We start from the raw sequence: 13,382 nt of genomic DNA on the forward strand, positions 1-13,382 counted from the left end.
CCAGGACAACCGGACCACCGTCCACCCACGCCGCGACCGACCCGAGCACACCCAAACGAACGCCCTGCATACCTCTCCCCAGATCCTCACGTGCACGTGAGGATGCCAGATCGGGTCATTGAGCCTGAACCGGCGACAGCCGCGCCCTTCCGGCCACCACCCAGGCTGCCCACCCGGATTGCTGCCCAGGCCGCCGTCTTGAAAGCGCCTGGGAGCCGTGCCCGACCGGTCCTGGTGACTTCCCAGCTCCCTTCCAGCACCGAGGGAGAGCATCGTCGGCATGGACAACCCAGCTCAGAACTTGGAGACGACGCCCATGTCCCGGATCACCCACCACCTCACCGCCGAGGACCTGCGGCTGCTGCGCTCGGACGTGGCCGGCCGGGTGCTCGTGCCGGGAGACCCCGAACTCCCCGAGGAGACCGCCGGTTTCCACCTGGCCGCCACGCACCACCCGGTGGCCGTCGTCGCGGCCGCCTCCGCGCAGGACGTCGTGACCGCGGTGCGGTGGGCCGCCGGGCGCGGGATCCCGGTCGCCGTCCAGGCCACCGGCCACGGCGGCGTCTCGACCGACGGCGCGCTGCTCATCACCACGCGACGCCTGCACCAGGTCACCGTCGACGCGGAGCGGCGCGTGGCACGCGTCGAGGCCGGGGCCACCTGGCGCGAGGTGATCGACGCCGCCGCCGCGCACGGTCTCGCACCGCTGAGCGGCTCGTTCTCCGGAGTCGGAGCCGTCGGCTACACCCTCGGCGGCGGCATCGGACTGCTCAGCCGTGAGTACGGCTTCGCCGCCGATCACGTGCTCGCGCTCGACCTGGTGACGGCCGACGGGCGCCCGCGGCACGTGACGGCCGACACCGAGCCGGACCTGTTCTGGGCGGTCCGCGGCGGCGGAGGCGGCTTCGGCGTGGTCACCGCCTTCGAGGTGCGGCTCTTCCCGGTGCCCACCCTGTACGCGGGCGGGATCTTCTTCGCCGCCTCCTCGGCCTCCGAGGTCCTGCACGCCTACCGCGCCTGGACGCCGACCCTGCCCGAGTCCGCGAGCAGCTCCGTGGCGCTGCTGCGGATGCCGCCGCTGGAGGAGCTGCCCGAGCCGCTGCGCGGGAAGTTCGTCGTCCACCTGCGCTTCTCCTACAACGGCCCGGCCGAGGAGGGGCGGGCGCTGCTGGCACCGATGCGGGCGGCCGGCGAATCCGTACTGGGCGAGGTCGGGGAACTGCCCTTCCAGGACACCGACGCGGTGCACCAGGACCCCAAGGACCCCATGGCGGCCTGGCACCAGGGTGCCCTGCTCCGCACGCTCGACGCCGACACGGTCGACGCCCTGCTCGACGCCGCCGGGCCGCAGCTGAACATCCCGCCGGTCATGGTGGAGATCCGCCAGCTCGGCGGCGCGCTGTCCCGTCCCGCCACTCCGCCGAACGCGGTGGCGGGCCGGGACGGCGCCTACGTCGTCCATGTGGCCGGCCCGCTGCTGCCGGGCCTGGAGGACGCCGTTCCGGCGACCGGCAACGGCATCCTGGACGCCCTGAAGCCCTGGACCACCGGCACCGCACTGCTCAACTTCCTCGGCGAGGCCACCGCCCAGGACCTGGCCGCGGCCTGGGGCCCGGACGTCCACGCGCGGCTCGTCGGGATCAAGGGTGCGGTGGACCCGGGGAACCTCTTCCGCTTCGGGCCCGACCTGGGCGTCTGACCGGCCCCAGGGGCAGGCCGGACGACACGGGACCCGATCCCGTACCGGGGATCAGCACCACGGGGGTGCTGGTCCCCGGTTCTGCGTCACGCGGGTTCGAAAAGCTTCCGGAGGTGGCGGCGTCCGGGGACGTCGAGCTTCTGGTAGGCGCGGTAGAGGGTGTTGCTCACGGTTCTCGGCGAGAGGACGAGCCGCTGCGCGATCTCCCTGTCCGACAACCCCTCGGCGGCGAGCACGGCGATGGTCTGCTCTCGGGCCGACAGGGACGCGGGCTGTTCCAGGAAGCGCAGCGTGGGGGTACGCACCGCGTCGCAGGCGCTGAGATGGGCCCGGGCCGCCGTCACCGCGGCGGCCGCGGCACCGCTGTCACCGGACCTGCGCCGCATGCGGCTGATCTCGGTGTACGCCTCCGCCGCGTAGAGTTCCGCGCCGGCCGCGGAGAACGCGTGGGCGACCGCCTTCATCTCCACGTGGTCACCGGTGGCCAACGCCTGGGCGTACCGCAGCCGGGCCTGGAGGTACGGCCCCTGTACGTCGACGGTCCACCGTTCGCGCGTGCTCGACGCCAGGCCGATGCGCGCCGTCTCGTGCACGAGGACCGCCACGTCGCCGTTGGCCCCCCGCGCCTCGGCGTCGTCCACCGCGTCCCGCAGGAGCGACAGCGCCGTCGCCCGGTCTCCGCGGGACACGGCCCGGTGCGCGTACGCGATGGCGAGATGCGTGCTGTGACCTCCGGGGCCGGTCGGCAGGGCGTCGTCGAGGCAGGCGCCCGTGGCCTTCCGCGAGGGGTCCGGCAGACAGTCGGAGGCCAGTCGGGCGTAGATCCCGGCACGCGCGTCCCACGGTTCCCAGCCCACCCGGTACGCGGGCGAGAGAGCGAAGTGCGCGAGGGCCTGACGCACCAGTCCGCGCTCGTAGAGCGTGAAGCCGAGCGCGATGCCCCGCTGGGCGTCGGTGCGGAAGGACGGGCCGGACGCGGCCGTACGGTACTCCCGTTCGAGTATCTCCTGGGCGCCCCGCAGGTCTCCCGCGTGATGCAGCGCCTTCGCGCGCGTCTCCTCCAGGCAGTCCAGGTGCGGTGCCCACGCGTCGCCGGCGCTTCGCCTGGCGCGTGAGGCGTCCTCGTACAGTGCCAGAGCGTCCAGCGGCCGTCCCAGATGGCACAGCGCGGACATGGCGAACACCGCGGCCTCGACCCGTACGGCGGGACCGGCGGCGTCGACGAGCGGAGAGCAGCGCCGGAGGCAGTCCCGGTAGCGTCCCTGGAAATGGTCCGCGACGGCCGTCAGCAGCTCCTTCGCCGGCCCCCGCATCCCGGCGACGACCGCCTCGGCCCGGGCGTACTCACCGCCCAGGATCCAGGCGCGGGCCCGCCACGGCCGAAGCGCCTCCTCGATCTCCGGGCCGTGCTTCTCGGCCGCCTCGGCGCACAGCTCGTGCAGTTCGTCGAGCGCACCACCGGCCAGCAGGGCCTGCCCGTACGCGTCGGCGGCGCCCACCGACCGGTACGCGCGCCACGCGACGCGCGCCAGGTGCGTCGCGGCCGGCAGGTCGTCGCCGCGAAGCGCGTACCCGCACGCCCTCAGCAGCCGCTCCTCGGACGGGAGGTGCCCGCTCTGCTGCTCCCAGCCGACGACCCGTACGAACTCGTCCGGTCGCCACTCGCTCTCCGGCAGCGCGGCCTTCCAGGACGCGAGCCACCGCGTACGGCGCAGCGGACCCGTCTCCTGGCGCAGCGCGTGGCACAGCAGCGGATCCGCGACCCTGATGTGCGCCTGAGCGTCACCCACATGAGTGGCGATGAGCCGGCGGTCCTCGAGGGACACGAGAACGCTCGTGTCGACGACCTCCTCGACGGCCGTCAGCCGGGCCGGTTCCGCGAGGGCGATGAGTTCGAGCGCGTCCCTCGACGGCGCGTCGAGTGCGGCGAGGCGCGCGTCCGCGAGCTTTCCGAGCGCCGTCGACCCGGGGATCACCGGGGTGGCGGTTGCGTGGGCGGCCGACGGGCGCTCGTACTCGACGGCACGGACGAGCTCCCGCAGCACCGACGGGTTCCCGGCGGACAGGCCGGCGAGATGCGCCGCGGACCGCTGCGACAGCCGCTGCCCGGAGAAGCCCCCGGCCAGCCGCCGTGCCGAGGCCGCGTCGAGCGGCCCCACAGGGATGCTGTGCAGGTACGGACTCCGGCACAGCAGGTCGCCCGTGTCCGTGACGGCGTCCGTGTTGACCTCCGCCAGCAGCCGGACCTGGTGACGGCGCACGGCCCGGAGGAGGACCGGCACCGCCGCCGGGTCGAGCAGATGGGCGTCGTGGACACGGAGCAGGAGCCGGAGGCGGACGGCCCGGGCGATCGCCCTGTCGAGGAGACCGACCGCTTCCGGCGAGCGCAGCGCGTCCTCCAGCGCGGGATCGATGTCCACGGCGTCCTGCCCGTGGAGCGACGCGATCTCGTCCACCAGCCGGGACTTCCCGATCCCCGTGACCCCGGTCAGGAGGACCCCCGCGGGCCGGCCGGCCGCACCGAGCACCCGGCACGCCCTGTCGAGTTCGCGTGCACGGCCCGCGAGGGGCGTCCCGTGGATGTCGGCCTGTTGAAAGCGTGCGTGTGGATCGACCATGCGTCACACGGTAGGAACGCCCCATGGGAGTCCCCTGGAAGGGACGAAGCCCTCGTTCCCAGCGGCTTTCAAGGCCGCGTGGAAGGGAGTTCAGCCGGTCGGGTCCGCCGCGTGGGCGGACGGTGCGACGGCGAGCGCCAACGGCAGCGCGGAGAGGGCTGCCACGTGGGTGCGGATTCTGCGGCGCATGAACGTGCCTCGGTTTCCTGACGGCGGACGCGCCGCACGCTCTCGTCCAGAGCGGGCGGTGCACGGGACCCCGGGCCTGCGGAGCGAGTGGAAGCGCTCCCACTGGAAGCGGTCCCAGTGCTCGCTCCGTACGCCGGGGGTTGTGGCCGGTATCGTGTGGCGCACTGTTCGGCCTGTCAAGTGGTCGCGTTTGACCAGCACTTCACATGGCGGCGGGAAGGCTTTACAGTCCTGGAACTGGAAGCGCTCCCAGCCTTCCGGCTGTGCAGACCGCGCCAGGGAGGCAGGTCATGGCTGAAGGTGTGCCACGCCGGCGGTCGACACTCGACGAGGTGGCCGAACTGGCCGGCGTCTCGCGGTCGGTGGCCTCGCGGGTGCTCAACAACGCCCCCCACGTCAGCCGCGCCAAACGCGAGGCCGTCGAACGGGCCGTCCAGCGGCTCGACTACGTGCCGAACCCGACCGCACGCGCACTGGCGACCCGTCAGACCGGTGCGGCCGCCCTGGTCGTCTCGGGAGAGGATCCGTCGATCTTCACGGATCCGTTCTTCGCCCAGGTGATCGTGGGGGCCTCGGCCGCCCTGGAGGAAGCCGACCTGCATCTGATGCTGTGCCTGGCCGCCTCCGACCGGGGGCGTAGACGCGTGGAGCAGCTCCTGCGGTTCAAGGGGGCCGACGGCGTGATGCTGATGGCGCTGCGCGAGGACGACCCGCTGGCCCGCATGGCCCAGGAGGCGGAGATGCCCGTCGTGTTCGGCGGGCGCCCGGTCGGGTTGGACCCCCGGTGGTACGTGGACGTCGACAACGTCGGCGGAGCGCGTGCGGCGACCGAGCACCTGATCTCGGCCGGCCGGACCCGCGTGGCCACGATCTGCGGACGTCTGGACACCGAGGTCGGGCGCGCCCGCTACCGCGGCTACCGGGACGCCGTGCTGGCGGCCGGCCTCGAACCGCACCCGCCGGAAGCCGGCGACTTCACCGAGTGCGGCGGAGCCGGTGCCATGGCCGCCCTGCTGGCCGAACACCCCGACGTGGACGGGGTGTTCGCCGCCAGCGACAACATGGGCGTCGGCGCGCTGCGCACGCTGCGCGAGGCCGGCCGGTCGGTCCCCGGTGACATCGCCGTGGTCGGTTTCGACGATCTGGCCGTGGCCCGGATCGCCGACCCGCCGCTGACCACGGTGCATCAACCCGTAGAGGGTCTCGGACGGGAGATGGCGCGCATGCTCGTCGCCCTCATCGACGGACAGGACCCCACCCCGCTGATCCTGCCCACGCGCCTGGTCACCCGTGCCAGCGCCTGACGGGCACCACCGCGAGAAGAGCCCGGCCGACCCCGGGCAGCGGCCTTGACAGGCCGCCGAAGGGGCCGCAGGGCTCCGTCCGCCCTCCACCACTGGGACCTCCCCCAGGTACTGGAGGACGAAGGCGGCTGGACGGTACGCGAGACCGCCGAGCGCTTCGGCGAGTACGCCGCCCTGGCGGCCGAGGCCCCCGGCGACCGGGTCGCGCCGTGGACGACCCTCGACGAACCCCGGTGCTCGGCCTTCCTCGGCCACGGCTCCGGCGTCCACGCCCCCGGCCGCACCGACCCCGCCCTCGCCCTGCGCGCCGCCCACCACCTCAACCTCGGCCACGGCCGTGCCACCGCCGCCCTGCGTGCGGCACTGCCCGCCCACGCCCGGGTCACGGTCTCCCTCAACCTGCACCAGGTCCGCCCGCTCACGACGGAGCCCCCAGACCTCGACGCGGCCCGCCGCATCGACGCCGTCGGCAACCGCGTCTTCACCGGCCCGATGCTCTCCGGCGGCTCTCCGGCCGACCTCCTCGCCGACACCACCGACATGGGCTGGACCATCGACCCCACCGGCCTCCACGACCTCCTCGTGGACACCTCCCGCGCCCACCCCGGCCTCCCCCCGGCGGTCACCGAGAACGGCGCCGCCTTCCCCGGCGTCCCCACGGCGGACGGCCGGATCCACGGCCACGACCGGATCGACCACCTCCACCGCCACCTCGCCGCCGTCCACCGGGCCATCGCGGACGGCGCCGACGCGCACGGCCCCTTCCTCTGGTCCTTCCTCGACGACTTCGAGTGGGCCTACGGCTACGAGAAGCGCCTCGGAGCCGTCCACGTCGACTGCGCCACCCAGCTGCGTACCCCGAAGCGCAGCGCCCGCTGGTACGCCAGGACCATCGGCGCGAACGCGATCCCGGGTCTCTGGGCTTCCGAGGCCGATGCGGGCCGTGGAGGCACCTCGTACCTCCACGGCCTAGCCGTTCCCGTGGTCCGCAGGGTGTCAGGTGCGGGTCCAGCGCTGGTTGGTGCCGCCCCAGCAGGAGTAGAGCTGGATCGGGGTGCCGTCGGCGGTGCCGTTGGCGGCGGCGTCGAGGCAGAGGCCGGACTGGACGCCGGCGATGGATCCGTCGGAGTTCAGGCGCCACTTCTGGTTGTCGCCGCCCCAGCAGCTGTAGATCTGCACCTTGGCGCCGTTGCCGGTGCCGGCGGCGTCCAGGCACTTGTCGCCGTAGACCCTGAGCTCGCCCGCGGCGGTGTAGGTCCACTGCTGGTCGGCCTGGTTGTTGCAGTCCCACAGGTCGAGCTGGGTGCCGTCGGCGCCGCTGGATCCCGGCACGTCCAGGCAGCGGCCCGAAGCGATGCCCTTGATCTGTCCGGAACCGGGCGTGGGGGTCGGAGTGGGGGACGCGGCGTTGAGCGCGTTGAGGACGGAGGTGTGGGCGGGCTTCCTGCTGCCGTCGCCGTTGAACAGCAGCGGCGTCTGGTCCGCTCGCCAGGAGTCGGTGTCGCGCACGCCCCAGACGGTGACGCCGAGGCAGCGCGGGACGGCCAGGCAGTCGTTCGTCACGTTGGCGTAGGTCGTGGCCGGGGCGCCCTGGATGTCGAGTTCGGTGACGGCCACGTCGACGCCGAGGGCGGCGAAGCTCTGCAGGGTGGTGCGGAAGTCGCTGTTGTACGGGCTGTCGCTGTTGAAGTGCGACTGGAAGCCGACGCAGTCGATCGGCACGCCGCGCTGCTTGAAGTCCCGGACCATGGCGTACACGGCCTGGGTCTTGGCCCAGGTCCAGTTCTCGGTGTTGTAGTCGTTGTAGCAGAGCTTGGCGGCCGGGTCGGCGGCGCGCGCGGTGCGGAAGGCGACCTCGATCCAGTCGTTGCCGGTGCGCTGCAGGTTCGAGTCGCGCCGGGCTCCCGAGCTGCCGTCGGCGAAGGCCTCGTTCACGACGTCCCACTGGGCGAGCCTGCCCTTGTAGTGGGCCATCACGCCGTTGATGTGGTTGATCGTCGCCCGGCGCAGCGTGCTGCCGCTGAGGCTCTGCATCCAGCCGGGCTGCTGGGAGTGCCAGGCCAGGGTGTGGCCGCGCACCTGTTTGCCGTTCTGCACCGCCCAGTTGTAGACGCGGTCTCCGGCGGTGAAGTCGAACCGGCCCTGCTGGGGTTCGGTGGCGTCGATCTTCATCTCGTTCTCGGGCGTCACCGAGGTGAACTCGCGGGCCGCGATCGACGTGTACGCCGGGTCGCCCAGCCGGCCCGAGGCGATGGCGGTGCCGAAGTAGCGGCCGCTCTGCGCCGCCGCGCCGCCGAGCGTGCTCTCGGCGGCCTGTGAGGTCGACGGCGCCACCAGTACGGCGGCCGAACTCAGGGCGCCGACGACCAGGGCCGTACACAGGCCGCCGATCTTCCGGCGGATAGTGAGGGGAATGGCGTTTGATCGCATGACTGAGCCTCCAAGGCGGAAACTGCAGGAGGATGGAGCGCGGCAGAACGAATCCGCGTCAGCGGTGTCCGCGTCCATGGACAAGAGACGCTAGCCATCAGGGCGTAGCGATCCGAGGCCGGTGACCGGCGTCGGGGCGGGCGGGCGAAGCCGCCTTCGAGAACCAGCGTGGAAATTTGACAGAAACATGTCAATGGTTTCGAAGGGTTTTCGAGAACCTTCCCTTTCGGGGCGGCCGAATAGCGGCTTGAGGCCGCACGAGAAGCCACCGAAAGCCTTTCGGTGGCGATGCGGGCGGGCATTTCGTTCGGCCCGCCTTTCCGGGGCGCCGAATTCCGGCGCCCCGGAAAGGTCAGACGGTTCTCAGCGGCTCGGGTACATGATGTCGAACCTCGTGAAGCGGGCCTGGTTGGTGGAGGGGCGGCCGTCGGAGGTGGCGTAGAGGCCGAGCTGGACGCTGGTGAACACCGGGGTGAGGAAGGTGGCTTCGACGGTGGCCAGGTCCTGCCAGGCGCCGTCGGGCGTCGCGTGGGCGAAGGTGTGGCTGAAGCCGCGGATGCGGACCCCCAGACGGACGGGGCCCGGGGGGACGGGCACGCGGGCCAGGACATCGGGCCCGCGGCGAAGGGCGAGTCCTTCCGCGGTGCGAAGGAGGAGGAGGTGGGTGTCGTCGTCGATGACGACGGCGAGACCCGCCTGTTCGTCCGGCGCGGCGGGGGCGAAGTGCAGTTCGGTGGACACGTCGCAGTCGGGCTGTTCCTGGGGGCGGACCAGGAGGGACGGGGTGGTGCGTTCGCCGAGGCGTTCGGGGCGGAGCCGGAGGCGGAGCCCGTCGCCGGCGGTCCAGAACCGCTCGCGCGGGGTGCGCAGGGTGTTCCAGTCGGGGGAGAGGGCGGCGAAGTCGTCGTGGAGGGGGCGGCGACGGTCGGTGTGGACGACGGGGGAGAAGGCCGGCCGGCCGTCGTTCCAGGTGACCCGGCTGAGGAACGTCTCGCGGCCGATGCCGGAGCCCGGGCGGACGCCCAGGAGGACGGCCCGCCATTCGCCGTACGGGGTCTGGACGAGGTCGGCGTGCCCGGTGCAGGTGACCGGACCCTCGGCGGGAGGCAGCACCGGGTTGTCGGGGGCGCCCTCGTAGGGGCCGGTCACGTGGTCGGCGCGGGCGGCCACCACGGTGTGGTCCTCGGCGGTGCCGCCCTCGGCGGTGAGCAGGAGGTAGCTTCCGTCGACCTTGTAGAGATGCGGAGCCTCCGACCATCGGGCGCCCGGGTGGCTTCCCGACCACAGGACGTACTCGGGCCCCGTGAGCCGTCGCTCGTGGGGAAGGTATTCGCGCATCCAGATCTCGGTGTGGCCGGCGGCCTCGTCCACCACGCGGGAGGCGGTGAACCAGGCCCGGTCGTCGTCGAAGAACAGCGACGGGTCGAAGCCCTCGCCCTCCAGCCAGTGCGGTTCCGACCACGGTCCCGCCGGGTCGGTCGCCGTGACGACGAAATGGCCGGGGCCGTCCATCAGCGTGCAGACGAGGTGGAAGACCCCGTCGTGGTGCCGGATGGTCGGGGCGAACAGGCCCCGGGAAGGCTCGCATCCGTCGAGGTCGAGCTGGGACGGCCGGTCGAGCGCGGAGCCGAGACGCCGCCAGTTCACGAGATCGCGGCTGTGGAACACGGGAAGGCCCGGGAACCATTCGAAGCTGGACGTCACCAGGTAGTAGTCCGCCCCCACGCGGCAGACGGACGGGTCGGGCCGGAACCCGGGCAGCACGGGTTCACCGAATCGCGCGCTCATGAGACCGGGGCGATGTCGACGGGCACGGACAGCACCCGGTCGGCCGCCGGGTGGCGTACGGGGCCGTGCAGGGTGAAGGAGCCCTGGAGCGGAAGATCGCCGCTGGACCGTCCGACGGCCACGCCGATCTCCCCGGGTTCCACTCTTCTGCGCAGGTCGAGCCCGGTGAACGACGTCCGGTCGGCATGGACGGAGAACGTGATCCGGGCGGCCGCGCCCGGCTGCAGCTCGACCCTGGCGAATCCGGCGAGCCACCGCTGCGGCCGGACGACGGACGCCTCGGGGTCCGAGAGGTACAGCTGGACCACCTCGGTCCCGGCCACCTCTCCGACGTTGCGTACGGTGACCGAGACGGCGACGACCCCGTCCGTCGCCGCCACGGGATCGACCGAGAGGTCGGAGCAGGCGAACCGGGTCCAGCTCAGCCCGTGTCCGAAGGGGAACAGCGGGGTCGGGTCCACCGAGCTCCAGTCGGTGTGCCCGCCGAGCCTGGAGTGCAGGTAGGTGCCGGGCTGGCCGCCGACCTGGCGGGGGAGGGAGACGGGCAGCCGCCCGGACGGTTCCGCGGCCCCGCTGATGATCCGGGCCAGTGCCGTCCCGCCCTCTTCACCGGGGAAGAAGGCCTGTATCACGGCCGCCGCGCGCTCGGCCAGCGAGCCGAGTGCGTAGGGCCGGCCGGAGACCAGGACCAGGACGGTCGGCACTCCGGAGTCCAGCACGGTGGAGGCGAGCGCGGCCTGGTCGCCGGGCAGGTCGAGGGTCTCGGCGTCGCAGCCCTCTCCGGAGGTGCCCCGGCCGAACATGCCGGCCCGGTCGCCGAGCACCAGCACGTTCACGTCCGGATCGTCCGCGGTGACCGTGAACCCGGCGGAGGCGAGCGCCTCGCCGAGCGTCGGGATCTCAAGCCCGGGGTCGCCGGGCAGCGCGACGTGGTTGGGGAAGGAGTAGCAGCCGAGGAAGGCATGGGGGTCGTCGGCGTACGGACCGCTGATCGCGACCCGGCACGGCCGCAGCGGCAGGATGCCGTCGTTGGCGAGCAGCACGGTGGACCGTTCGGCCAGGAGCCTGGCCAGCGCCCGGTTCTCCGGCGGGTCGAGGTCGACCGGCTCGGGCTTGACGGGTTCCCAGTCGGGGTCGAGCAGGCCGAGTTCGGCCTTCTGGAGCAGGACGCGTTCCGCGGCCCGGTCGACGAGCGCTTCGGGAACGCTTCCCGAGCGCACGAGTTCGGTCAGCGGCTCGCCGTAGCAGCGGGCCGTGGGCAGTTCGACGTCGATCCCGGCGGTCAACGCCAGCGCGCCGGCCGCGCCGCGCGATCCGGCGACGCCGTGCCGGGTCTCCAGGAAGGAGACGGCGTAGTAGTCGGCGACGACGACGCCCCCGAAACCGAGCTCCCCCCTGAGCCGTTCGGTCAGCAGCCGTTCGTCGGCGGCCACCGGGACGCCGTCCACGTCGGTGTAGCTGTTCATCACCGCCCGGGCGCCTCCCTCGCGCAGGGCCCGTACGAAAGGCTCGACCAGCACGTCGGCGAACTCGCGGGGCCCCGAGGCGACGGGGGCCATGTTCCGGCCGCCGCGCGAGGCCGAATACCCGGCGAAGTGCTTGAGCGTCGCCACGATGCCGGCGCCTTCCAGGCCCTGCACGTAGGCGGTGCCGATCGTTCCGACGAGATAGGGGTCCTCGCCGATGCACTCCTCGGTCCTGCCCCACCGGTAGTCGCGGACCACGTCGAGCACCGGAGCCAGTCCCTGGTGGACGCCGACCCGCCGCATCCCGGCGCCGATGGCGGCGGCCATCCGGCGCACGAGCCCGGGATCGAAGGACGCACCCCAGGCCAGCGGCCCGGGGAAGACCGTCGCTCCCAACGTCATGAACCCGGTCAGGCACTCCTCGTGAGCGATCGCCGGGATCCCGAACCGGCCGGATCCGGTCACCTGCCGCTGGAGCGAGGCGAGCCGCTCCATTCCCTCCTCCGCGGTGATCGGCGCGGTGCCGTACACCCGGGTGAGCTGGCCGAGCCCGTGGACGACGAGGTCGTCGAAGCCGGGCGCGGACTCGCCGGAATCGTCCTCCATCGGCGCGACGGGTGCTCCCGGATTCGAGGGCAGGGCCCAGAAGCCGGCGAGTTGTCCCGCCTTCTCCTCCAGCGTCATCCGTGTCAGGAGATCGGCGACTCGCGCGGACGCGGGCAGGAGGGGGTCACACCAGGGCTCGGTCAAGGGATTCTCCTAGGGACGGGGCGGGGCGGTGGAGAGGCGGACCTTGAGTTCGGTCGAGAGCTCCATCCGCGGGCTGACCAGGGGCTGGTCCTCCAGAAGCTGGAACAGCGTGCGGGCGGCGACCCGGCCCATCTCCTCCAGCGGCTGACGCACCGTCGTCAGCGGTGGTGACAGCCATTCGCACATCGGCAGGTCGTCGAAGCCGACCACGCTGAGGTCCTGCGGGATGCGCAGTCCGCTCTGGCGGGCGGCTTCGTAGACGCCCATCGCCTGCTGGTCGCTACCGGCGAAGACGGCCGTCGGCGGCTCGGGAAGGGCGAGCAGCTCCTGGGCGCACCGGAACCCGCCCTCGTGCTGGAAGTCGCCGAACCGGATCAGGTCGCGGTCGACCTCGATCCCGGCCCGCTCCAGGGCGGTCCGGTACCCGTCGATGCGCGCCCGGCTGCAGAGCATCTCCTTGCGTCCGCCGATCGTGGCGATCCGGCGGTGCCCCAGCTCCAGCAGGTGTTCGGTGGCGGCGAGGCCGCCGGCCCAGTTGGTCGCCCCGACGCTCGGCACGCCGTTGCCCGGCAGGTCGATCGGGTCGATGACGACCAGCGCCACTCCGGCCCGTTCGACCTGGGCGCGCTGGGCCTGGGTGACCGAGGCGGTGACGAGGATGACGCCGTCGCTGTGGTGCAGGACCGGCAGCGCGGCCCAACTGGACGGCGTGGCCTCGCCCGGCGGGACGAGCGACACGACGGTGCCGACGTTCCGCCGGGCGCACTCGGCCTCGACGCCGCGCAGTATCTCCACCGCCCACGCGCTGTCCAGACCGCCGATGATCAGGTCGACGAGACCCGATCTGCGGGCTCTGCCCTGCCGGCCGGGTGGGAGGTAGTTGTGGGCTTGCAGCAGGCCCTCGATCCGCTCGCGCGTCGAGGGTGCGACATCGGAACGGCCGTTGATCACCTTGGACACGGTGGCCTGGGAGACCCCTGCCTCCGCGGCGATGACGGCCAGGGTCGGGCGCTGCTCACTCAACTTCTCTCCTCTGCGCGGATGCCTCCGGCAAGCGACAGATATCGCAAACTTTCGATGAGTCTCTGGGCGGCTCGACCTGCTTGTCAAGCCCGCCAACAACCGCTGTCCGTAGATA

The 13,382-nt window shown here is 72.6% G+C and carries 7 protein-coding genes and 1 pseudogene; 3 read left to right on the forward strand and 5 right to left on the reverse strand.

The window, feature by feature from the left end; genetic code table 11:
• Nucleotides 1-280: 280 nt before the first annotated feature.
• A complete protein-coding gene (locus ACFYUS_RS28895) occupies nucleotides 281-1,699 on the forward strand; it encodes an FAD-binding oxidoreductase (RefSeq protein ID WP_388858274.1) in 1,419 nt (472 codons plus the stop codon).
• 86 nt (nucleotides 1,700-1,785) lie between these two features.
• Here ACFYUS_RS28895 and ACFYUS_RS28900 read toward each other — a convergent pair whose 3' ends face one another.
• A complete protein-coding gene (locus tag ACFYUS_RS28900) occupies nucleotides 1,786-4,317 on the reverse strand; it encodes a LuxR C-terminal-related transcriptional regulator (protein WP_388858277.1) in 2,532 nt (843 codons plus the stop codon).
• A gap of 479 nt (nucleotides 4,318-4,796) precedes the next feature.
• On the opposite strand from ACFYUS_RS28900, the gene ACFYUS_RS28905 reads away from it, so the two are divergent.
• Nucleotides 4,797-5,810 (forward strand): LacI family DNA-binding transcriptional regulator, encoded by a 1,014-nt coding sequence (locus ACFYUS_RS28905; RefSeq protein ID WP_388858280.1) that lies wholly within the window; start codon nucleotides 4,797-4,799, stop codon nucleotides 5,808-5,810.
• Between the two features lie 63 nt (nucleotides 5,811-5,873).
• Nucleotides 5,874-6,722: pseudogene (locus ACFYUS_RS28910) on the forward strand (family 1 glycosylhydrolase); the annotation flags it as partial.
• An 84-nt stretch (nucleotides 6,723-6,806) separates the two neighbouring features.
• On the opposite strand, the gene ACFYUS_RS28915 reads toward ACFYUS_RS28910, so the two are convergent.
• The 4 genes from ACFYUS_RS28915 to ACFYUS_RS28930 form a co-directional block, all read right to left on the reverse strand.
• Nucleotides 6,807-8,240, reverse strand: coding sequence for an endo-1,4-beta-xylanase (locus ACFYUS_RS28915; RefSeq protein WP_388858283.1), 1,434 nt, complete (start codon nucleotides 8,238-8,240; stop codon nucleotides 6,807-6,809).
• A 363-nt stretch (nucleotides 8,241-8,603) separates the two neighbouring features.
• The gene (locus ACFYUS_RS28920; RefSeq protein ID WP_388858286.1) at nucleotides 8,604-10,028 is read right to left on the reverse strand and encodes a family 43 glycosylhydrolase; all 1,425 of its coding nucleotides are present in this window, start codon (nucleotides 10,026-10,028) and stop codon (nucleotides 8,604-8,606) included.
• Nucleotides 10,025-12,244 (reverse strand): glycoside hydrolase family 3 N-terminal domain-containing protein, encoded by a 2,220-nt coding sequence (locus ACFYUS_RS28925; protein ID WP_388858289.1) that lies wholly within the window; start codon nucleotides 12,242-12,244, stop codon nucleotides 10,025-10,027. Before ACFYUS_RS28925 ends, ACFYUS_RS28920 begins: the two co-directional genes overlap by 4 nt.
• Before the next feature lie 9 nt (nucleotides 12,245-12,253).
• Nucleotides 12,254-13,267, reverse strand: coding sequence for a LacI family DNA-binding transcriptional regulator (locus ACFYUS_RS28930; protein ID WP_388858292.1), 1,014 nt, complete (start codon nucleotides 13,265-13,267; stop codon nucleotides 12,254-12,256).
• Nucleotides 13,268-13,382: the final 115 nt, after the last annotated feature.

Origin of the sequence: Streptomyces sp. NPDC004284 (assembly GCF_042874035.1) — a bacterium.
Lineage (GTDB): Bacteria > Actinomycetota > Actinomycetes > Streptomycetales > Streptomycetaceae > Streptomyces.

Excerpts from the sequence above, each read along its gene's own strand:
- ACFYUS_RS28895 (WP_388858274.1), top strand. The coding sequence starts at position 281 with ATGGACAACCCAGCTCAGAACTTGGAGACGACGCCCATGTCCCGGATC.
- ACFYUS_RS28920 (WP_388858286.1), bottom strand. The coding sequence starts at position 10,028 with ATGAGCGCGCGATTCGGTGAACCCGTGCTGCCCGGGTTCCGGCCCGAC.
- ACFYUS_RS28905 (WP_388858280.1), top strand. The coding sequence starts at position 4,797 with ATGGCTGAAGGTGTGCCACGCCGGCGGTCGACACTCGACGAGGTGGCC.
- ACFYUS_RS28915 (WP_388858283.1), bottom strand. The coding sequence starts at position 8,240 with ATGCGATCAAACGCCATTCCCCTCACTATCCGCCGGAAGATCGGCGGC.
- ACFYUS_RS28900 (WP_388858277.1), bottom strand. The coding sequence starts at position 4,317 with ATGGTCGATCCACACGCACGCTTTCAACAGGCCGACATCCACGGGACG.